The organism is Haliea sp. E17, from assembly GCF_048323675.1.
Classification (GTDB): Bacteria; Pseudomonadota; Gammaproteobacteria; order Pseudomonadales; family Halieaceae; genus Mangrovimicrobium.
Genome location: NZ_JBLWFK010000002.1, coordinates 124205 through 146401, shown reverse-complemented (window position 1 = coordinate 146401; position 22197 = coordinate 124205). Strand labels below are relative to the sequence as shown.

Below are 22197 nucleotides of genomic sequence, written 5' to 3'. Positions count from 1 at the left end.
TTCAGTCTTCCCCGATCACCGGCTGCGCCAGCCACTCGCGGCCGCGCAGCATGCCCTGCCAGTACAGCGGCGGCAGGATTTTCTCTTTCATCAGCCAGGCCATACGGGTCGGCCTGGTGCCGTCGAGAATCCAGCGCGGGAAACTCGGCAGCAGCTTGCCGCCGTAGCCGAACTCGGCGAGCACGATCTTGCCGCGCTCCACCGTCAGCGGGCAGGAGCCGTAGCCGTCGTAGTGGGCGACGCCGCCGCGGCCCATGTCCGCCATGATGTTGTTGGCCACCACCGGCGCCTGCTTGCGGGCGGCCGCGGCGGTCTTGGCGTTGGGCGCGTTGGTCACGTCGCCCAGCGACCAGATGTTGTCGAACTGCTTGTGGCGCAGGGTGTTCTGGTCCACGTCCACCCAGCCGGCGGCATCCGCCAGCGTGCTGGCGCGGATGAAGTCCGGCGCCACCTGGGGCGGTACGACATGGATCATGTCGAACTCGCGCTCCACGGTCTGCACCTCGCCCTCACCCGCCGGGGCCTCGAACCAGGCTTTGCGGCCGGGGCCGTCGATTCTCACCAGGCGGTGGTTGAAGTTGAGCTTGGCGTCGTATTTTTCCACGTACTGCATCAGCGCCGGCACGTAGTCCGGCACGCCGAACAGCACCGCCCCGGCGTTGTAGAAGCCGATGTCGATATTCGCCAGCCGGCCCTGGCGCAGCCAGTAATCCGCGGAGAGGTACATCGCCTTCTGCGGCGCGCCGGCGCACTTGATCGGCATCGGCGGCTGGGTAAACAGGGCGCGGCCGCTCTGCAGGTTCTGCACCAGCTGCCAGGTATAGGGCGCCAGGTCGAAGCGGTAGTTGGAGGTCACGCCGTTCTGGCCGAGGGTCTCGGTCAGCCCCTCGACGCCCTCCCAGTTGAGCTTCAGCCCCGGTGCCACCACCAGCCGGCGATAGCCGATCAGGCGGCAGCCCTCGAGCACCACCACGTTGCGTTCCGGGTCGAAGGCCGCCACCGCGGCCTTGATCCAGTCCACCCCGCGGGGAATCAGCGAAGCCAGGGTGCGGGCGGTTTCCTGGGGCTTGAACACCCCGGCGCCGACCAGCGTCCAGCCCGGCTGGTAGTAGTGCACGTCCGCCGGGTCGATGATGCCGATGGACAGGTATTCGTCGCGCTTGCGCAGGCTCGCCGCGGTGGCGATGCCCGCCGCGCCGCCGCCGACGATCAGCACGTCGTAGCTGGCCAGCTGCTCGGCGCTGCCGGCGGCCTGGCCGCTGATCCGCGCCGCGATGCCGCTCATGTCGTAACCCGCCCTGCGCGCCGCGCTGGCGATATCCGCCACCGGCTTGCGGCGGCCTTCATACAGGGCCCACAGGCTGGTCGAGCGCATGCCGCTGCGGCAGTAGGCGAGCACCTGCCCTTCCGCCGCCTCCAGCAACTGGCCGAACTGCTCCGCCTCTGCATCCTGGACCTTGCCGGAAACCACCGGCAGGTAGTGACAGGTGATACCCAGCGCCTGCGCGGCGCGGGCGATTTCCTGGAAGCCGGGCTGGTCGCCGCCCTCCCCGTCGGGCCGGTTGCAGATCAGGGTTTTGATGCCCTGCTTCGCCAGTTCGATGACATCGTCGGGGCTGATCTGGCCGGCGACGGACAGGGTTTCGTCGAGTCGTTTGATATCCATCGCGCGCTCCTTACAGCAGGTTGATCGGCAGTTTCAGGTAGACCACATCGTTGCCTTCCGGCTCCGGCAGGTGGCCGGCGCGCATGTTCACCTGCAGCGAGGGCAGGATCAGCCGGGGCATGCCAAGGGTGGCGTCGCGGGCCTCGCGCATGGCGACGAAATCCGCCTCGCTGACCCCGGTGTGCACGTGCACGTTGGTCGCTTTCTCCGCGGCGACCGTCGTCTCGTACTCCACCTCGCGGCCGTTGGGCATGTAGTCGTGGCACATGAACAGGCGGGTGGCTTCCGGCAGGGAAAGCAGCCGCTGGATCGACTGGTAGAGGACGCCGGCGTCGCCGCCGGGGAAGTCCGCCCGGGCGGTGCCGCCGTCGGGCATGAACAGGGTGTCGCCGACAAAACAGGCATCGCCGATCACGTGGCTCATACAGGCCGGGGTATGCCCCGGGGTGTAGAGGGCATGGCAGACCAGGCTGCCGATCATGTACTGCTCGCCGTCGGTGAACAGGTGGTCGAACTGGGAGCCGTCGCGGGCGAATTCCGTGCCGGCGTTGAAGATCTTGCCGAAGGTCTCCTGCACGGTGACGATGTGCTCGCCAATGCCGATTTTGCCGCCGAGTTTTTCCTGGATGTAGGGCGCGGCGGACAGGTGGTCGGCGTGGACGTGGGTCTCGATGTGCCACTGCAGCTCCAGCTTGTGCTGGCGGATGTAGTCGATGATCTTGTCCGCGCCGGCCAGGCTCAGGCGGCCCGCGGCGTAGTCGATCTCCATCACCGAATCCACCACCGCGCAGGCGCTGGAGGCCGGGTCCCGGACCACGTAGGAAAAGGTGTTGGTGTCCTCGTCAAAGAACGGGATCACTTCCGGCTTGCTGGTCAGGTCAACCGCGAAGGGAATGTCGGCCATGTCTGGTTCCTCTTGATAACGACGGCGCACGGTCAGTCACCGGGCGTGGCAGCGTTGGCATTACGACTCTCTTGCTTGTATTGCGTTTTTCGTGCCAGTTTTGGTTTTCTTCGTAACTAACTGTTTTTAATTAATATTTACCTAGAGCGCAGGAAGTAGCATGCTCTCGGGAAGCCCCTGCCCCGCCAGATTTGACAGATCAATTGCCAAATCTGGCAGGGCGCGGAGCAATGCTACTCGTAGCTCAGGGCCGTCGCCTTGCCGTGGAAGATCCGGTACACGAATATGGTATAGACGATAATCACCGGCAGCGTCAGCACCACCCCGAACAGGGTGAACAGCAGCGAATCCGTGGCGGCCGCCGCCTCCCAGATGGTCATGCGGTCGATGATGACGTGGGGGAACAGGCTGTAGCCGAGGCCGATGCTGGCCATCACGCAGATCAGCACCACCGCCCCGTAGAGCCACCAGCTGCGGCTGCCGGCCGCCCAGCCGTCGCGCCGCAGCATCAGCAGGATGGCGGCGAAGGCCAGCGCGCAGACCAGCGGGATCGGCGCCAGGTAGAGGAAGCCGGGCCAGCTGAACCACTTCTGCGCGATGCTGGCGCTGACCAGCGGCGTGGCGATGGACACCAGCAGCAGGCCCAGCCCCATCGGCCACACCGCCACCCGCGCCCAGCCGAGGGTCTTGCGCTGCAGCACGCCCTCGGTCTTGATCACCAGCCAGCCGCAGCCCAGTACCAGGTAGAGCGCCGGCAGGGTCAGGGCGATCAGCACCGCGAACAGCAGGCTGGTCGGGGTGGTCTGCAGGCCGGTGACGTAGGCCCCCAGCATCCAGCCCTGGGCCGCCGAGGCAATCAGCGAACCGAGGAAGAACGCCCGGTTCCAGCGCCCCCGGTGGTGGTCCCCCGCCTTCACCCGCAGGTCGAAGGCCACCCCGCGCAGGATCAGCCCCATCAGCATGATGGTCACCGGCAGGTAGAGGCTGGTGAGCACGATGCCGTGGGCCAGCGGGAAGGCGATCAGCAGGATGCCGACGCCGAGCACGATCCAGGTTTCGTTGGCGTCCCAGAAGGGGCCGATGGACGCCACCATCACGTCCTTCTCGTCCTCCTCCGCCAGCGGCAGCAGCATGCCCACGCCGAGGTCGTAGCCGTCGAGGATGACGTAGATCAGCAGGGCCAGGCCCATGGCCGCCATGTAGATAATCGGTAACCAGTAGTCCATGGCTCAGGCCTCCGCAGTCTTGGTGGTGGCGAATGCCACCGGCCCGAGGGCCAGCGACGCCGCCGGTTTGGTGGACAGGTAGCGCAGCGCGCCGATATAGGACGCCAGCAGGAACAGGTAGAGCAGCACGTAGCCGAACAGGGTGCCGGCCATGGTCGCGCTGCTGTGGTCGGCCACCACGTCCCTGACCGTCAGCACCCCGTCGACAATCCACGGCTGGCGGCCGATCTCGGTGACATACCAGCCGGCGAGCACCGCCACCCAGCCGGAAAAGGTCATCCAGGACAGCGCCCGCAGCAGCGGCCGCCCCGCCGGGCGTTTGCCGCGCATCTCCCAGGCGGCCCACCAGCCGACCAGCAGCATCAGCACGCCCATCGCCAGCATCACCCGGAAGGACCAGAACACCACCGCCACCGGCGGGTGTTTGCCCTCGAATTCGTTCAGGCCCAGCACCTCGCCTTGCGCCTCGTGGGTGAGGATGAGGCTGGCGGCGTAGGGGATTTCCACCGCGAAACGGTTAGTGCGCGTGGCCTCGTCGGGAAAGGCTATCGCGGTAAACGGCGCGCCCTGCTCGGTCTCCCACACCGCTTCCATCGCGGCGACCTTGGCCGGCTGGTGCTCCAGGGTGTTCAGGCCGTGCAGGTCGCCGATGAAGATCTGCAGCGGCGCCATCACCGCCGCCAGCACGACGCCGGTGCGCATCACCTTCCAGGTGGCGGGACCGTCGACATTCTTCAGCGCCCGCCAGGCGCTGACCCCGGCGATCAGGAAGGCGCTGGTGAGCAGCGAGGCCGCCAGCATGTGCGCCATGCGGTAGGGGAAGGACGGATTGAAGATCACCTCCCACCAGCTGTTCACCATCACCACGCCGTCCTCGATGCGGTAGCCCGCGGGGGTCTGCATCCAGGAGTTCAGGCTGAGGATCCAGAAGGCCGAGAGCGTGGTGCCGAAGGCGACCAGGAAGGTGCTGGTCATGTGCATGCGGTTGGACACCCGGTCCTTGCCGAAGAGCATGATGCCGAGGAAGGAGGCCTCGAGGAAAAAGGCGCTGAGCACCTCGTAGCCGAGCAATGGCCCGGCGACATTACCGGCTTTGGCCATGAAGCCCGGCCAGTTGGTGCCGAACTGGAAGCTCATGGTGATGCCCGAGACCACGCCCATGGCGAAGGTCAGGGCGAAAATCTTCACCCAGAAGAAATAGGCGTACTCCCAGGCCTTGTCGCCGCTGCGGGTGTAGCGCCAGCGGAAGTAGAGCAGCAGCCAGGCCAGGCCGATGGAGATGGCCGGGAAGAGGATGTGGAAACTGATGTTGGCGGCGAACTGGATGCGCGCCAGCACGAAGGGATCGATGGTCATGTTCACTCCTTAACCGTGAAACCAGTGACAAACCCACACGGTGTGGCAGTGGTATCGGGGGAGCTATCGCAAGGGACGTGCCACCTTTAATTCGCTTTAAGTATAACTCCTATATATTTGTTTTAATTATATTTAAAATATTCTACAAACCACCTCATGGCGCGCTGGGTATTCACACCACCAACATTTACGCCATAATTGACACAAGCCCTGCCACAACTGGCAAACACCATGACCCTGAACGAACCCGTCTCCGAACTCGACCTCGCCTCCCTCCTCGCCGGCATCGAGCACCCCGCCATCCTGCTGTCGATGGATTACGAGGTGCTGGCCAGCAACCGCCGCTACCAGCAGAACTTCGGCGAGATCGCCGAGGGCGAGCGCTGCTACCGCGTCTCCCACGGCTACGACCGCCCCTGCGACCAGGCCGGGGAAAGCTGCCCGCTGGCGGCCTGCAAGCAGTCGAAGGACAAGGAGCGGGTGCTGCACATCCACAACACCCCGCGCGGCCGCGAACACATCGACGTGGAGATGCTGCCGCTGAAGGACGCCAGCGGCGAACTGCTCTACTTCATCGAGGTACTGAAGCCGGTGAAGATCGCCAGCGCGGAGATCCACCGCGAGCGCATGGTCGGCCGCAGCCCCGCCTTCAACCGGCTGGTGGAGCTGATCAACCTGGTGGCGCCCCACGACACCTCGGTGCTGCTGCTGGGCGAATCCGGCAGCGGCAAGGAACTGGCCGCCAACGCCATCCACGAGGCCAGCGGCCGGGCCGACCACAACTTCGTCACCGTGGAGTGCGCCGGGCTGACCGAAACCCTGTTCGAGAGCGAACTGTTCGGCCACGTGAAAGGCGCCTTCACCGGGGCGACCAACAACAAGCCCGGCCTGCTGGAGGACGCCCACGGCGGCACCCTGTTCCTCGACGAGATCGGCGATGTGCCCCTGGGCATGCAGGTGAAACTGCTGCGCCTGCTGGAGACCGGGTCCTTCCGCGCGGTGGGCAGCACCCAGCTGAAGCGGGCGGATTTCCGCCTGGTCTGCGCCACCCACAAGGACCTGCCGGCGATGGTCACCGCCGGCGAGTTCCGCGAGGACCTCTACTACCGCCTGAACACCTTCCCCATTACCCTGCCGCCCCTGCGCGAACGGCCCGACGACATCGCCCTGATCGCCCGCTCCCTGCTGCAGAAACTGTCTCCCGAGGGCAAGTACCACCTGACCGACTCGGCCATCAAGCGCCTGCAGGCGGAGCACTTCCCAGGCAACTCCCGGGAACTGCGCAACGTGATGGAGCGGGCGATCATCTTCGCCCGCTCCAACGTCATCGACGCGCAGGTGCTGGAGCACTGCCTGGAGCCGCAGCGGCAGGCAACGGTGAACACAGTAGAGGAGAACTGGGTGGACCTGCCGACCCAGGAACGGGACTACCTGCAGCGCCTGTTGGCCCACTGCGGCGGCGACAAGGCAAAAGCGGCGGAGATTGCCGGCATCAGCGTGCGTTCGCTGTATCGCAAGCTGGAAGGTTCGGCGGACACTCAGGATTAAGCGCGGGTGCCCCCGCCCGGCAATACGCCGGGCCGGCGGCGCAGGCGCCCGGTATCACGCGGCGGCGGGCACCCCGGAGTGGAAGCGGAACTCGGTATCGGGGGATTCGATCAGCTCCTGCTCGACCGCCAGGAACACCGGCAGGCGCTGCGCCACCTCCTGCGCTGAACTCAACTGCTCCGCCAGCTTCAGGTAGTCGAGGAAGTGCCGGGATTCGGATTTCAGCAGGGATTCGTAGAACTCGCGCAGCTCGGCATCCAGCTCCGGCGCCAGCGCAGCAAACCGCTCACATGAACGCGCCTCGATAATTGCCCCGCAGATCAGCGTATCCACCAGCCGCCCCGGCTCGCCGTCCCGCGCCGCCTTGCGCAGGCCGCCGGCGTAGCGGGCGGCGCTGATCTGCGGGTAGTCGATGCCGCGCTTTTTCATCAGCGCGATCACCTGCTCGAAGTGGCGCAGCTCCTCCCGCGCCAGGCGGGAGAGCTTGTGCAGCAGCTGGTGGTGCTCCACGTAGCGGTACATCAGGTTCAGGGCGGTGGAGGCGGCCTTTTTCTCGCAGTTGGCGTGGTCGATCAGCAGCAACTCGGGGTTTTCCAGCGCCCAGTCCACCCAGGCGCGGGGTGTGGCGCAGGGCAGGAATTCGCGGATCGGGGTGAGGTCGACGGGTTTTCCCATCAGTCGGCGCCTCCAAACAGGTCGGGCATGGCGATGTAGCGGTCGTAGTGGGCCTGGGACAGGGTGTAGAACTCGGCGTCGATCTGGTCGCGCAGTTCGGTGAGCGGCACCTCGCGGAAGGCCATATCCACCTCGAAGCCGAAGTCCCGCGGCTGGTCGATCTGCCCCGCCCCGGCCTTCAGCAGGCTGAACAGCCAGCAGTACTCGTCGTGGCGGGCGGTGAAGCGCACGTTCTGCACCTGCAGCTGCCAGCGCAGCAGGGCCTTGTCCAGCACCCGCAGCCGGTTGCTGACGCACTGGGACAGGAAGCCGGCCAGGCGCTCGTCGATGATGCGCTTCTGCTCCGGGGTGTAGCCGTTCCAGTGGATGACCTCGTGCTGGAAGCGCTTGCAGCCACGGCACACGGTATCGCCGATGCCCGTGGAACAGACACCGATACAGGGCGTTTTTACAAGGTCGTCGAGCATGCGGCAGGGGGAAAATCACTGGCCCGGCAGTGTACGGTATCAGCCAGTTGAATGCACGGTATAAGCCCTCTGTTCATTTATCTGACAAGCGGTATCCGCTATAATCCTTGACCGGTTTTACACCTTCTACTGGTTTTCCGCGCCGGCCCTCCCCCGCCTGCGCCGCCCCAGATTACGCAAAGGAGCTCTAACTGTGCTTGACGCATATCGTGAACACGTGGCCGAACGGGCCGCACAGAACATCCCCCCGAAGCCGCTGAACGCGGAGCAGGTTGCCGGCCTGGTAGAGCTGCTGAAGAACCCTCCCGCCGGTGAAGAAGCCACCCTGCTGGAACTGATCACCGACCGCGTACCCCCGGGCGTGGACGAAGCCGCCTACGTCAAAGCGGGCTTCCTCTCCGCCATCGTCAAGGGCGAAGCCACTTCCCCGCTGATCGACAAGCCCGCCGCAGTGAAACTGCTCGGCAACATGCACGGCGGTTACAACATCGAGACCCTGGTCAGCCTGCTGGAAGACGCCGACCTCGGCGCCCTGGCTGCCGAAGAGCTCAAGCACACCCTGCTGATGTTCGACGCCTTCCACGATGTGGACGAACTGGCCAAGGCCGGCAACGCCAACGCGAAAGCCGTGATGGAATCCTGGGCCGAGGGCGAGTGGTTCACCTCGCGCGACGACGTGCCCGAGTCCATCAAGGTATCCGTATTCAAGGTCACCGGTGAAACTAACACCGACGACCTCTCCCCCGCTCCCGATGCATGGAGCCGCCCCGACATCCCCCTGCACGCCCTGGCCATGTACAAGATGACCCGCGACGGCCTCACCCCGGAAGAGCACGGCGTGACCGGCCCGATGAAGCAGATCGCCGAGATCCAGGCCAAGGGTCTTCCAGTAGCCTTCGTCGGCGACGTGGTCGGCACCGGCTCCTCGCGTAAATCCGCCACCAACTCCGTGCTGTGGTTCTTCGGCGACGACATGCCCGGCGTGCCCAACAAGAAAGGCGGCGGCATCTGCATCGGCGGCAAGGTTGCCCCCATCTTCTACAACACCATGGAAGACGCCGGCGCGCTGGTCTTCGAAGCCCCCGTCGACGACCTGAATATGGGCGACGTGATCGAGATCCGCCCCTACGACGGCAAAATCCTCAACGAAGCCGGCGAGACCATCTCCGAATTCGAACTCAAATCTGATGTGCTGCTCGACGAAGTCCGCGCCGGCGGCCGCATCAACCTGATCATCGGCCGCGGCCTGACCACCAAGGCCCGCGAAGCGCTCGGCCTGCCCGTCTCCACCCTCTTCCGCACCCCGGAACAGCCCGCCGACACCGGCAAGGGCTACACCCTGGCGCAGAAGATGGTCGGCAAGGCCTGCGGCGTCGAGGGCATCCGCCCCGGCACCTACTGCGAACCGAAGATGACCACCGTCGGCTCCCAGGACACCACCGGCCCGATGACCCGCGACGAACTGAAAGACTTGGCCTGCCTCGGCTTCTCCGCCGACCTGACCATGCAGTCCTTCTGCCACACCGCGGCCTACCCCAAGCCCGTGGACATCGACACCCAGCACACCCTGCCGGACTTCATCATGACCCGCGGCGGTGTTTCCCTGCGCCCGGGCGACGGCATCATCCACAGCTGGCTGAACCGCATGCTGCTGCCCGACACAGTCGGTACCGGCGGCGACTCCCACACCCGCTTCCCGATGGGCATCTCCTTCCCCGCGGGCTCCGGACTGGTGGCCTTCGCCGCCGCCACCGGCGTGATGCCGCTGGACATGCCGGAATCCGTACTGGTGCGCTTCAAGGGCGAAATGCAGCCGGGCATCACCCTGCGTGACCTCGTGCATGCCATCCCCTACTACGCCATCCAGCAGGGCCTGCTGACCGTCGAGAAGAAAGGCAAGAAGAACATCTTCTCCGGCCGTGTGCTGGAAATCGAAGGCCTCGACAACCTGACCGTCGAGCAGGCCTTCGAACTTTCCGACGCCTCCGCCGAGCGCTCCGCCGCCGGCTGTACCATCAAGCTGCCGGAAGCCGCCATCGCCGAGTACCTGCGCTCCAACATCGTGCTGCTGCGCAGCATGATCGCCGAGGGCTACGGCGACCCGCGCACCCTCGAGCGCCGCGCGCGCAAGATGGAAGAGTGGCTGGCCAACCCGGAACTGATGGAAGCCGACGCCGACGCCGAATACGCCGCCGTCATCGAGATCGACCTGGCGGAAGTGAACGAGCCCATCGTCTGCTGCCCCAACGACCCGGACGACGCCAAGCTGCTCTCCGAAGTGGCCGGCGACAAGGTTGACGAAGTCTTCATCGGCTCCTGCATGACCAACATCGGCCACTTCCGCGCCGCCGGCAAACTGCTGGACCAGCACAAGGGCAGCATCACCACCCGCATGTGGATCTCCCCGCCCACGCGGATGGACGAGCACCTGCTGATGGAAGAAGGCTACTTCAACATCTTCGGCCGCGCCGGCGCGCGCACCGAGATGCCCGGTTGCTCACTGTGTATGGGTAACCAGGCGCGTGTGGCGGCGAACAGCACTGTGCTTTCGACCTCGACCCGTAACTTCCCCAACCGTTTGGGCGACGGCGCCAATGTGTACCTGACTTCAGCCGAGCTGGCTGCGGTGGGTGCGATTGTTGGTAAGCTGCCGACTCCGGCGGAGTACATGGAGTACGCGAAGAACCTGGATGCGATGAGTTCGGAGATTTATCGCTATATGAACTTTGACCAGATTGTGGAGTTCCAGAAGAGTGCTGAAGAAGGGAAGCGGATTGCGGCTGTGGAGATTACGGAGCTTAGTGCTTGAATCTTAGCTGACCTCAGCTAGACTTTTTTAAGAGCCCTGCACCGCGAGGTGTGGGGCTTTTTTGTGCACGAATTTTTCGTGAATTCATCGCTCAAACTCGGCGTTTACTTGCGCTAACTACTAAGGCGGTCAAGTAAGCCAGCAGTGGCCGACTAAAAATTGCTATTGAGGAAGTAAACTTAGTTGCTAAACTCCGAAAATTGAGCTGCCGTGAAAATTTTCTCTATTCGACAGGCGATGGATAGCGACCCCAAAATCAGTTTGATGGAATCCACACAAGGATATATTTTGTGAACCAGACATCTTCGATCCACCCAGAGTTACTGAAGATTGCCCTTGAGCGAGTAGATGGGTTTGTATTTGAACGATATTGCCAAGATCTTTTATCTGTACTTGAAGGAAAGAATTTTGTTCCTGTAGGCGGCATAGGCGATGGCGGCGCAGACGGAATTTTCGAATGTGGTGATGACCGAATTTTTTACCAATTCACGCGGCAAGAAAATCACAGAGAAAAAATTAGACGAACTGTCGATAGACTAAGAGAAGTAGGTAGAAATGTTAAAACTTTGTATTACCTCTCATCCAGAACCATCCCTCACATCGACTCAGACGAAGACAAGTTAACTGATGAACTAGGCGTATTTGTAAAAATACGTGATAGAAAATATTTGCTCAGTCACGCCAACGACACGAATGGGACTGTCGCTGCATTCAACAACCACCTATCCATATATACGCAGTTTCTGAATAATCTCGCCACTGATGTTCGACATCCGCATTCGCCTCATGTCCAGAACCCCGCCGCTTACGTTTTTCTTCAACATGAGGTCACGAATCGACTTGGCGACAGGAAGTTGGTTCATTCCCTTACAGACACACTAATACTTTGGGCACTATCTGAAACCGACCCTGACAACGACATCTTCTTAACTGAGGAAGAAATAGCCGAGAAGATTTTTAGCACTTTCCCGTGGTCTTCTCGGATTATAAAAGGGCACCTGAGAGGACGCATAAAAACACTGCGAAATAAAGATGGAGATGGTCGTGAAATTCGCTGGTACAAAAAAAGCAATAAATACTGTCTGCCGTTCGAAACTCGTAAAATTATTGCGGATGAGAACGTCATTGATCAAGACCTAGGAACGCAGTTCATAGATGAACTGAAGCTAATTGCGGGAGGCCTGTTCGACGAAGATGAGGGCGCTTATCAAAAAATCGCTGAATTGGCATGCGATGTAATCCATAAAATATTTGAAAAGCAAGGCCTACTATTTTCACATTTTCTTAGCTCTGATAGTGAAATCGAAGCACCCCCAATAGTTTCAGACTGTATCGACAACGTCCTAGAAACGTCAAATATTGGCAATGGAAATCGAGAGGAATATCGAGAAATTATAGAGGAGGTTATTCGTAAGGTATTCTATCAAGGGTCGGCAAAGCAAAGAGATTACCTCGCGAACTTATCACGCACCTACGTACTATTATTCACACTACAAGCAGAACCAAAAATAATGGAATATTTTAGTACGATGACCGCGAATTTCAGAATTTATGTGGGTACAGATATCCTTGTAAAGGCCCTATCGGAAAGGTTTCTAGACAAAGAAGACCAGGCTGCCAGAAACCTATTAAGAATGGCTAAGGACTGTGGTATCAAGTTGTTTTTTTCGGAATGCGTTCTCGATGAGGTATACACACACATCCGGGGAACTTACTTTGAGTTTATAAACTACTTCTCAGAAATGGAACCCTACATAACGAGAGAGATCGCTAGAAACTCAGATAAAATTTTGATTCGGTCGTATTTTTACGCCAAATATGAAGGAAAGATAAGTGGCTGGAAATCTTTTCTTGGCCAGTTTGTAACATACGAAAACATACAGAGCCAGAAAGGCAGAGACGAAATAAGAAATTATTTGTCATCTGAGTTTGGACTATCTTTTGTAGAAAATGCGGAGCTTGAAGAAGTATGCGAACTGACAAAGGTTAACAGCCTAGCCGAAAAGCTTTTGGAGGCCGACGCGAAAGAAAATCAACAACTTGCATACAATACCGCGCTTTTTGTTCATGGAATTTACGGATTGCGATCAAAAAACAAAGAACACGCATCTGCGTCTGAGTACGGCTTGCGTACTTGGTGGATGACCAATCAGTCAAAAGTTCTCAAACATACCACTGAAATCATTAGAGACCGAAGATCCCAATATATTATGAGGCCTGAGTTTTTGCTTAATTTCCTCGCACTGTCTCCAACGTGTGATGACGTGAGAAACAGTTTTCACGGAATTTTCCCAAGTGTGTTTGGGGTGCAACTGGGACATCGATTAAGGGACGACGTATTTCACAAGGTCATGAGATCAGTTAAAGAATGGAAAGAGTATGAGCCAGGAAGAATAACGGCACTAATGTCCGAACTGTCGGACAAACTCAAGACAGACCGATATAAACGCTACGATAGGACTCTCGCTGACGGGCTTGTTTGACCGGATAAAGGGTTCAGCCCTTTTTGGCCGCAAATGATGGATGTTCTTGCGATCTTTCATACTAGATCAAATTTATTCATAAAAGGGCCCTGGACCCTTTTACCTTATCGTGAATGCCTCAATTCGGGCCGCATCAGTCATTCACCAGTCCGTTCAGATCGCACGATACACCAGATTGAATTTGTTGCGGTCGTTATAAACCCCAGCATCGGAGTTATTGTCTAAAGCGTGAATAAAGGGGTCAGCTTAGATTCTAGTTGCAAGTGCAACAGCATAAGGATAAAGGGGTCAGAGCCCTTTTCGGCCACATTTGATTTCCTGAAGATTCTGGAATAAAGGGGTCAGAGCCCTTTTCGGCCACATCTGATTGGCGCTGGGGCACTATAGTCATTCGCTTAAACGAAGAAAGGGGTCAGAGCCCTTTTTGACTGAATCTGATAGATACGAGGTCCTACTTGTCATTCGCTTACATAGCGTGTGCGTCCGAAGAATACGTACATCAAACCTATGCAAAAAGGGCTCTGACCCCTTATTTCCTGGGGGGTGGTTATCGAATTCGCGTTGGCAATTCCTGCCATCTGCTTGCTGGGTGGTAGCAAGGGACATTTCGTTCACTGACACTTGATAGTTAGCACCAGGAGAGAAAAATGACGGAATTTGAACTGGCAGAACTGCTACTGCACAGGATGGAAATTTCATCGGAATTCGCCAGCATGTATCTCACGCTGGTGAGTGCATACCTGGTGGTGAGTTACCTTGTGGGCGACAAACTTTCCACCGCTCAGTTCGTGATCATCAGCACGCTATACATACTCTGGGTCATCGGATTGATCAACGGCATGTATAACAACGTCCAGGAGTCCAGGACAATTTATGCGGAATTGGTGCGACTGAACCCCGATGCACTCAACCGTTCAACCCGGGCGGCATCCGGTGCGGGAATGGGCTTTGTCCTGGTGCAGGTGGGCGGCCTGCTCGCTTCCCTCTACTTCATGTGGAGTGTGCGGCACAAAAAACACGAATAAAGGGGTCAGATCCCTTTTCGGCCACATCTGCGAAACAAAGGGGTCAAAGCTTTTTCGGACGAATCTGATAGATGCCAGGTCATAACTGTCATTCGCTTGCATGGCGTGTGCGACCGAAGAACCTGTACATCAAACCTAAGCAAAAAGGGCTCTGACCCCTTTTACCGTTCTGGATTCACAAATAAAACAATCACGGAGCCTTCCATGCTGCCCCAATTGTTCACCCCCAACCTCGGCCGCCTGATCGGCGCCGGACTGCTCGCCTGCAGCCTCGTTACATTGAGCGCCTGTAGCAGGAATGAAGATGCTGCAAACAGTGAAAGCACTGCAGACATACCGCAGAGCGCCACCGAATACACCCCGGAGAACCTGGAAAAAGACACCCCGCTGGCGGATAGCGCCGAGCCGGAGTCCGGTGTCGACTACCACTCCTTCGCCAATACCAACGATTACCGTGTCAAACACCTGGATCTCGACCTCACCGCCGACTTCGACAATAAGGTCCTGAAGGGCGAGGCCATCCTCGACATCAAGCGCCAGACCGCCAAGAATCCTCCGCTGATTCTGGACACCCGCGAACTGGATGTCACCGCGGTGCGCGCCGGTATCGGCGACTCCCTGCAGCCAGTCAAATTCAGCATGGGCAAGAAAGACCCGCACCTGGGCACGCCGCTGAAAATTCAGCTGCCCAAGGGTGCCAACCGCGTCGCGATCCAGTACCAGACCTCCCCCGGTGCCTCCGGCGTACAGTGGCTGGAGCCGCAGCAGACTGCAGGCAAGAAGCACCCGTTCCTGTTCACCCAGGCCCAGGCCATCCACGCGCGCAGCTTCATTCCGCTGCAGGACTCTCCGCAGGTGCGCATGACCTACGAGGCCACCATCCGCACCCCGCAAGAGCTGCGCGCCGTGATGAGCGCCAACAACGACCCGGAAGCGGAACTGGACGGCGTATTCGAGTTTGAAATGTCCCAGGCTATTCCGTCTTACCTGATTGCCATCGGTATCGGTAACCTGGACTTCAAAGCGATGGGCGAGCGCACCGGCGTCTACGCAGAGCCGGAGCTGCTGGAAGCCTCGGCCAAGGAGTTCGAAGACACCGAGTCCATGCTCGAGGTCACCGAGGAGAACTTCGGCCCCTACCGCTGGGACCGCTACGATCTGCTGATCCTGCCCCCCAGTTTCCCCAACGGCGCCATGGAAAACCCGCGCCTGAGCTTTATCACCCCCACTGTGATTGCCGGCGACAAGAGCCTGGTGGCACTGATTGCCCACGAACTGGCCCACTCCTGGTCCGGCAACCTGATCACCAATGCCAGCTGGCGCGATCTGTGGCTGAACGAAGGTTTCACCACCTACCTCACCAATCGCATCATGCAGTTCGTATACGGTGACAAGCGCTACCAGATGGAAATGGCCCTGGGCTACGACGACCTGAAGGCCGACCTGGACGACCACGAAGACAAGGACGAGATCATGGCCATCGACCTGCGCGGCCGCGATCCCGATGAAGTCTTCTCCTATATTCCCTACGAAAAAGGCTCCCTGTTCCTGTACGAACTGGAGCAGAACGTGGGCCGCGAGAACTTCGACAAGTTCCTGATGGAGTACTTCAACCACTTCGCGTTCCAGAGCATCACCACCGAAGATTTCGTGAAGTACCTGGACGAGACCCTGCTCAAGCAGTACCCGGATCAGCTGGACCGCGCGCGTATTCAGGAGTGGATCTTCGAGCCCGGTATCCCGGAAGGTGCGCCGCACCCACAGTCCGACGCCTTTACCAAGCTGGATCCGGTGCGCGAGCAGTGGCTGAACGGCGAAATCAAGGCGGGCGATATCGACACCAAGGACTGGACCTTCCACCAGTGGAAGTACTTCCTCGACGGTATACCGGAGAAACTCAGCGAAGACCAGCTGCAGGAACTGGACGAGACATTCGACCTGACCCAGTCCAAAAGCAACGAGATCGCCTTCAGCTGGCTGATGATCGCCGTGCGGAAAGACTATGAACCGGCCAACGCGCGCCTGGAAGATTTCCTGGTGAGCATCGGCCGCAACAAGTTCCTGCGTCCGCTGTATCGCAATATGATGGAAAACGGCAAAACCGACGAAGCCAAGCGCATCTTCGAGAAAGCCAAGCCGGGTTACCACCCGCTGACTGTGAAAGTGAACAGCAAGATCATCTACGGCGACTGAGACCTGTCGCAATCACTCCCCGTCGGGCAATTCCGGGGAGAGATTAATGGGGTCAGAGCCCTTTTCGGCCACATCTGATTGGCGCTGGGGCACTATTGTCATTCGCTTAAACGGTATATGCGATAAAGGGGTCAGAGCCCTTTTTGGCCACATCTGATTGGCGCCAGAGCACTATCGTCATTCGCATAAGCGATTAAACAATAAAGGGGTCAGAGCCCTTTTCGAGCGTATTTGATTTTGGGGAGTGATACCGATTAAAGGGGTCAGAGCCCTTTTCCGAATAATGGGGTCAGAGCCCTTTTCGACCGAATCTGATAGATGCCAGGCCCAAATTTTCATCGCTCATATGGCATGTGCGCCCGTATAGATCACACATCAAACCTAAGCAAAAAGGGCTCTGACCTGCTGTCCCGGACAGCTCTGTGTTTCGCGCCTTCCAGGCTCACGCGCCGGGAATAAAGGGGTCAGAGCCCTTTTCGGCCACATCTGATGATCATGTGGGCGGTATTGCTGTTCGCATTCTCGAAGGAATCATTAGCATAGCTGACATCGCCTTTCTGCCAGCGTCGCCATGCCCCGCAAACCACGCATGTTCATTCCCGGCCTGCTCGCGTGTTATCGCTATATCGAGATCAGCCCGGTAAGGGCGGGCATGGTGACACCTGTCACCGAAACACCAGTTACTGCATGAAATCTGTAGACAGATTCACAATGTTAGGGCAAATTCTGCACGTTGCGCTTAGCTGACTCGAATTGCTTGTTTTCGATCAGGAATTGACCATACAGGGACGTATCGCTTGACTCACTCCAAGTACGCTATCGCTCTATCTGCCCTTGCCACCAGCGGTACTACCTTTGCCCAGTCGGGCGGCTCCCTGACCTATGGCCCTGCGGCAACCGCGCCGGTACCCATCCCGTCCCTGTTCCTGTTACCCCTGGGCATAGCGCTGGCCTTCTTCGGCTTCCGGGCATTGCGCAAGCAGGGCGGCCGCCAGTTACTTGGGGCACTGTTACTTGCCGGCGGTGTCGGTATGGGCGCCATCAGTAGCCTCAACATCCAGCATGCCATTGCGGCGATGATGATTGAACTCAACCAGCCGGGCGGAGGTACTGTCGACATTCCGGTCGAAAATGCGATTTATACCAACACCTCTGGTGTCGCCCTGAAGATAGCCACGGTAGTCGCCCCCCCCTCCTGTGTCACCACGGCACCCGCCGATGAATGCGTGAGCGGCCTGGTGCTGGAAGATAGCGCAAGCTGCAGTACCGTTTACGATTGCCTGCCGGTAGTCACCGTCAGCAAGAAAAGTGATGGCGTGGAATCGGCGACACCGACCCCGGGGGGCTTTACGCTCACGCGCACCGGCGACACGACCACTGCCCTCACCGTGAACTATTCCCTCTCCGGGACCGCCACCGCAGGGGACGACTACAGCATCAGCAGTGAGACGCAAATTGAGATTCCCGCCACGCAATCTTCGGTGGATGTTGACTTCACGGTACTGGATGACGAGGTATTTGACCCCAACGAGACGGTTGTTCTGACCATTGCTAACGGGGGCTATACTGTGGGTGTCCCGGGCACTGCGACCGCTGCCATCACGGCCAGCGACAAGCGCTTGTTCGTCACAGCGAGCCGATATCATGGGTATCTGGGAGGCATTGCAGGCGCCGACGCCAAGTGCAATGTAGATGGGAGTATGCCAAGTGACGGCAGCACTTATAAAGCGATGATCGCTGGTGGTGGCCGCAGCGCCTCGCCCCTGGCTGATTGGGTATTGACCGCGGATACCAATTATTTCCGCGCTGATGACAAGACCTTTATTGCCACCACCACCCAGGACCGCGTTTTTGCATTTCCCCTTTCTGTCCCCATTTGGGGAGGTAGTGGAGTTGCATGGACAGGCCTCTCCCCTGCCTGGTCCACCTCCACTAGCATTTGCCAGGGTTGGGCACCAACAACGTCAAGCTACGGGGCGGTAGGCTCAACATCTGTAGTCGATTCTACGCTCATTTCAGTAGACTCACCCCCCTGTGTTAACTTTGCGCACCTCATTTGTATCGAACAATGATGGTTTCGAGACCGAGGAGAAAGATTAAAGGGGTCAGAGCCCTTTTCGGCCATATCTGATAGTTGCCAGGTCTCTATTGTCATTCGCTCACGCGGCTCGCCCCCCCCCGACAATCCGCATATCAAAATGAAAAAGGGCTCTGCCCCCTTTTTCCGGGGACCAGTCCACCCGGGCGCCCATACCGCTCCTTCAGCCCAACGCAGTAGACACACAGGGACAGAGATCACCAATCAGCCACATTCTGGAAAACCCATGTCGAATCTGTGTTATACACTCATTCAATTACTTCCCAGATTAATGGGGTCAGAGCCCTTTTCGGCCACATCTAATTGGCGCTGGGGCACTATTGTCATTCGCTTAAACGGTATATGCCGCCCGACCAGTTCTCGCATCAAAACTGAGCATAAAGGGCTCTGACCCCTTTTCCTGTGTTGATACGATCGACCGGCTGACCCTTCGAGTAGGTAAATACATACTCCGGGCTACTGCCGCGCTGCCGGTTGATCACCGCCCGCGCTTCGGCATTCATCACCACCAAACGATCCTCACCATTCTTGACACCGCCACCCGGGATAACAAACACACTGGTTTTCAGCTCTGGAATCGATACCTCCCAATTCCATCGCAGGCAAACCACTTCCTGCTCCCGCGTTCCGGTGTTGACCTTGAACAACGCCATTTCCCTCAAATGTTCCGGCAGGCGCGCAAACTACCTCGACTGCTCGTCCCAGGACAAGGGATACGGCTTGCGGGCATCGTCACAATCGAGTAATTGCAGCAAATGGGCCGTCTCGAGCCAAGTCAAACCGGACTCATCCCGCCACAATCGGGCGGCCAGAGTCAGAATTCGCCGCACCACCGTCAGATCACGGTTGATGGTATTGGCTCGCATACCTTGCTCACGACGATGCTGGATGAACGACTCCAGCGTACCCTGATGTACCTGGCGCAAAGGCAGATCACCTATATGCGGGTCCAGAATTTTCAGGGATTGTGCGTAACGGCCAATACTGCGCTTATGCTGGTAATCCAGCAAAAACCTGGTGGCCGCCTGCCGAAAAGTGCGCTCTGGTCGAATGCCATAAACAGTCGCCTTGCGCAGCTCTTCCTATCGTCTAATCAGGTACCGTTCCGCCTCCTCGAGCTCACTTGTGCCAGTGCTCTCGTGAAGTCGGCCATATCCCCTGACGCATTTATCGATGTGCCAGATGCCCTAGGTGCCTCTCTTGTAGAGGCCCGGGATTCGCTTTGACATAGGAAATCTCCTCTATGCTTAGGCGAACACCCACAGCTCGCGGCTGGTGGCGCGGTTCGGGCAGCCATGAAAAGTGGGGGCGGATAAAACGTTTCGCTGCGCTACTCGCCGTTCTCGAAAATCGGCCGCACAGTCAGCCGGTTGATGATGCTCGCCATCTCCCTGATCGCAGGCGGCTCCGGGTGCTTCAGCCACCAGGACAGTACCTCGAGCGTGCTGGTCACTGCGAACCGCACGGCGAGGTCCACCGGCAACCAGGCCTCCGGGTCGAAGGTCTCGCGGGATACCTCCAGCGCCTGCTCTAGGTACGCCTCCTTCAGCATGGCGGCCGCGCCGCCGGTCAGCAGCGCGCGCCAGAGCTTCTTGTGCTTCCAGACATAGGCGCACAGCGCCTGCGTCGACGCCTCGGAGTCCGCCGTGTAGAAGATCGGAAGCGTCATGGTCAGCAGGCTCTGGATCTCCTGCGCCGCGAGGTCGTGCAGCAGCGCTTCCTTGTCCGGGTAGCGACGGAAAAACGTGGCGTAGCCCACGTCGGCCTGCGCGGTGATCTCGCGGATGGTGATCTGGTCGAACGCCTTCTCCTCCAGCAGGTGGAGCATCGCGTCGAGCAGGGCGCCATGCGTCCTGGTCTTGCGCTTCGCGCCGCCTGGGGCCGGCGCGGCGTCCTTGTCAGCAGTCTGAGCCATAGGGAATCGTCAAAAGTCCTGGATGGCAAACGATGTTTCTTCAAAAAACCATATTAAACAATAATTTATAGAAAAATATCGGATTGTGCAACCCGGCTATTGCGTTTCGATTCGTTACCAAATATGATTCACAGTATATCATTAACAAAACAACGGAGAGCCCGATGCCCCAGGTTTTCATCACCGACCGCAGCGGCGAGGAGTACACCATCGACATCCGTCCCGGCACCTCGCTGATGCAGGTCATCACCGACGCGGGTGTGGCGGACCTGCTCGCCCTCTGCGGCGGCGTCTGTTCCTGCGCTACCTGCCATGTCTATGTCGGCGAGGACATGCTGGCAGCCCTGCCGCCGATGGAACAGGACGAGGACGACCTGCTCTCCTTCTCGGAACACCGCGAGGGCAACTCCCGCCTCTCCTGCCAGATCCGGCTGAAAAACGAATTCGAAGGGCTGCGCGCGACGATCGCGCCCGAAGACTGAACGCCCGTCATTACCGACTAACACAACGGAATCCATGCCATGACCGCCCCCGTCACGAAAGAACGCGACTACTTCACCGACCCCACTGTCCTGCTCGACCCCTACGGCTACTTCGAGGAGATGCGCCCGCGCGGCCCGATCTGCCGGCTCGAAACCCACGACTGCCTGTTGCTCACGGGCTTCGACGAATGCGTGGACGTGCTGCGCAACCCGATCGATTTCTCCTCGCTGAACTCGCTTGCCAGTTCAGCGTTCCCGCTGCCGTTCACCCCCGAGGGAAGCGACATCTCCGCGCAGCTCGAAACCCATCGCGACAAGTACGTCGGCGGCGACCTGGTGGTCACCTTCGACGACGAGCGCCACACCAATGTGCGCGCGCTGATGAGCCGCATGTTCACACCCTCCCGGCTCAAGGCCAACGAGGCGTTCATGCAGGAATACGCTGGCGAACTGGTACGCAAGGCGGTGGCGGAGGGAAGCTGCGACCTGGTCGGCCAGATTGCAACTCCGTACGTGACGATGGTGATCGCGGACCTGCTGGGCGTGCCCCCGGAGGATCGCAGCAAGTTCGAGGAGAAGATCGCTGCGGGACAGACTGTCGGCAGTATCGAGAACCCGGATGCCCCGACCGACACCTCGGCGCTGGAGTTCATGGGTGTGTTCTTCTACCAGTACCTGCAGGAGCGCATGGCCAACCCCGGCACCGACCTGCTGTCCGAGCTGGCGACGCTGCCTTACCCGGACGGCTCGAAGCCCGACATTATCGAACTGGTCAGCCTCGCGGTATTTATGTTCGCCGCCGGCCAGGACACCAGTGCCAAGCTGCTCGGCAACGCCATGCGCTACATCGTCGACGTCCCCGGGCTGCAGCAGCAGCTGCGCGAGGATCGCACGCTGATCCCGTGGATGCTGGAGGAAGTCCTGCGCCTGGAGGGTTCGTCCAAGGCGACCCACCGCGTCGCGCGCCGTGACACGCGGATCGGCGACCGCGAGATTCCCGCCGGCACCCAGGTGATCGTGGCCCTCGCTGCGGCCAACCGCGATCCCCGCCGCTGGGGCGAGGACGCCAACGAATTCAGGCTCAAGCGCCCCGGCATAAAGCAGCACATTGCGTTCGGCCGCGGGTCCCACACCTGCGCCGGCGCGCCGCTGGCGCGGGCGGAGGTGTCGGCGATCCTCAACCAGTTTTTCGACCAGACCAGCGAGATCAGGATTTCCGGTGAGCACCACGGCGAGCCCGGTGCGCGCCAGTACGATTTCGAGCCCTCGTTCATCATTCGCGGGCTGGCGAACCTCCACCTCGAACTCGTGGCCTGAGGGAGCGCTGATGCGCTATCGCTCGTTTCCAAT

17 protein-coding genes are annotated in these 22197 nt (G+C 59.5%); 8 read left to right on the top strand and 9 right to left on the bottom strand.

The window, feature by feature from the left end:
• Window position 1 precedes the first annotated feature (1 nt).
• From ACNKU3_RS03800 to ACNKU3_RS03785, 4 genes are all read right to left on the bottom strand, one after another.
• Window positions 2–1666 (bottom strand): TIGR01244 family sulfur transferase, encoded by a 1665-nt coding sequence (locus ACNKU3_RS03800; protein ID WP_418258088.1) that lies wholly within the window; start codon window positions 1664–1666, stop codon window positions 2–4.
• 10 nt (window positions 1667–1676) lie between these two features.
• Window positions 1677–2543, bottom strand: a complete 867-nt coding sequence (locus tag ACNKU3_RS03795; protein ID WP_418259016.1) for an MBL fold metallo-hydrolase — start codon at window positions 2541–2543, stop codon at window positions 1677–1679.
• A gap of 260 nt (window positions 2544–2803) precedes the next feature.
• Entirely contained in the window at window positions 2804–3796 is a 993-nt protein-coding gene (locus ACNKU3_RS03790) for a cytochrome d ubiquinol oxidase subunit II (protein ID WP_418258087.1), read from the bottom strand.
• A 3-nt stretch (window positions 3797–3799) separates the two neighbouring features.
• Window positions 3800–5152 carry a cytochrome ubiquinol oxidase subunit I gene (locus tag ACNKU3_RS03785; RefSeq protein WP_418258086.1) on the bottom strand — a complete coding sequence of 451 codons (1353 nt, stop codon included), beginning with the start codon at window positions 5150–5152 and terminating at the stop codon, window positions 3800–3802.
• A gap of 231 nt (window positions 5153–5383) precedes the next feature.
• Here ACNKU3_RS03785 and ACNKU3_RS03780 point away from each other — a divergent pair, with 231 nt between their 5' ends.
• Window positions 5384–6700 carry a sigma-54 interaction domain-containing protein gene (locus ACNKU3_RS03780; RefSeq protein WP_418258085.1) on the top strand — a complete coding sequence of 439 codons (1317 nt, stop codon included), beginning with the start codon at window positions 5384–5386 and terminating at the stop codon, window positions 6698–6700.
• A 54-nt stretch (window positions 6701–6754) separates the two neighbouring features.
• Here the strand turns inward: ACNKU3_RS03780 and ACNKU3_RS03775 are convergent, their stop codons facing one another.
• Both ACNKU3_RS03775 and ACNKU3_RS03770 read right to left on the bottom strand, forming a co-directional pair.
• A complete protein-coding gene (locus tag ACNKU3_RS03775) occupies window positions 6755–7375 on the bottom strand; it encodes a tRNA-(ms[2]io[6]A)-hydroxylase (protein WP_418258084.1) in 621 nt (206 codons plus the stop codon).
• On the bottom strand, window positions 7375–7842 hold the full coding sequence (locus ACNKU3_RS03770) for a DUF1289 domain-containing protein (protein WP_418258083.1): 468 nt from the start codon (window positions 7840–7842) through the stop codon (window positions 7375–7377). The genes ACNKU3_RS03775 and ACNKU3_RS03770 overlap by 1 nt, the downstream gene beginning before the upstream one ends.
• Window positions 7843–8035: 193 nt before the next feature.
• Between ACNKU3_RS03770 and acnB the strand changes: the two genes are divergently transcribed.
• The 5 genes from acnB to ACNKU3_RS03745 all read left to right on the top strand — a co-directional run bounded on the left by acnB (window position 8036) and on the right by ACNKU3_RS03745 (window position 18424).
• The gene (gene acnB / locus ACNKU3_RS03765) at window positions 8036–10651 is read left to right on the top strand and encodes a bifunctional aconitate hydratase 2/2-methylisocitrate dehydratase (protein WP_418258082.1); all 2616 of its coding nucleotides are present in this window, start codon (window positions 8036–8038) and stop codon (window positions 10649–10651) included.
• A gap of 290 nt (window positions 10652–10941) precedes the next feature.
• A complete protein-coding gene (locus tag ACNKU3_RS03760) occupies window positions 10942–13134 on the top strand; it encodes a hypothetical protein (protein ID WP_418258081.1) in 2193 nt (730 codons plus the stop codon).
• Window positions 13135–13781: 647 nt separating this feature from the next.
• Entirely contained in the window at window positions 13782–14159 is a 378-nt protein-coding gene (locus ACNKU3_RS03755; RefSeq protein ID WP_418258080.1) for a hypothetical protein, read from the top strand.
• Between the two features lie 204 nt (window positions 14160–14363).
• Complete coding sequence (locus ACNKU3_RS03750) at window positions 14364–16352, top strand: M1 family metallopeptidase (RefSeq protein WP_418258079.1); 1989 nt, start codon at window positions 14364–14366, stop codon at window positions 16350–16352.
• A 797-nt stretch (window positions 16353–17149) separates the two neighbouring features.
• Window positions 17150–18424 carry a midcut-by-XrtH protein gene (locus ACNKU3_RS03745; RefSeq protein WP_418258078.1) on the top strand — a complete coding sequence of 425 codons (1275 nt, stop codon included), beginning with the start codon at window positions 17150–17152 and terminating at the stop codon, window positions 18422–18424.
• Window positions 18425–18815: 391 nt separating this feature from the next.
• Here the strand turns inward: ACNKU3_RS03745 and ACNKU3_RS03740 are convergent, their stop codons facing one another.
• From ACNKU3_RS03740 to ACNKU3_RS03730, 3 genes are all read right to left on the bottom strand, one after another.
• Complete coding sequence (locus ACNKU3_RS03740; RefSeq protein ID WP_418258077.1) at window positions 18816–19103, bottom strand: hypothetical protein; 288 nt, start codon at window positions 19101–19103, stop codon at window positions 18816–18818.
• 30 nt (window positions 19104–19133) lie between these two features.
• Window positions 19134–19460: a phage integrase N-terminal domain-containing protein gene (locus ACNKU3_RS03735; RefSeq protein WP_418258076.1), complete on the bottom strand. Its 327-nt coding sequence runs from the start codon at window positions 19458–19460 to the stop codon at window positions 19134–19136.
• Window positions 19461–19780: 320 nt separating this feature from the next.
• A complete protein-coding gene (locus ACNKU3_RS03730) occupies window positions 19781–20365 on the bottom strand; it encodes a TetR/AcrR family transcriptional regulator (protein WP_418258075.1) in 585 nt (194 codons plus the stop codon).
• A gap of 164 nt (window positions 20366–20529) precedes the next feature.
• Between ACNKU3_RS03730 and ACNKU3_RS03725 the strand changes: the two genes are divergently transcribed.
• Both ACNKU3_RS03725 and ACNKU3_RS03720 read left to right on the top strand, forming a co-directional pair.
• Complete coding sequence (locus tag ACNKU3_RS03725) at window positions 20530–20847, top strand: 2Fe-2S iron-sulfur cluster-binding protein (protein ID WP_418258074.1); 318 nt, start codon at window positions 20530–20532, stop codon at window positions 20845–20847.
• A gap of 39 nt (window positions 20848–20886) precedes the next feature.
• Complete coding sequence (locus ACNKU3_RS03720; RefSeq protein WP_418258073.1) at window positions 20887–22164, top strand: cytochrome P450; 1278 nt, start codon at window positions 20887–20889, stop codon at window positions 22162–22164.
• Window positions 22165–22197: the final 33 nt, after the last annotated feature.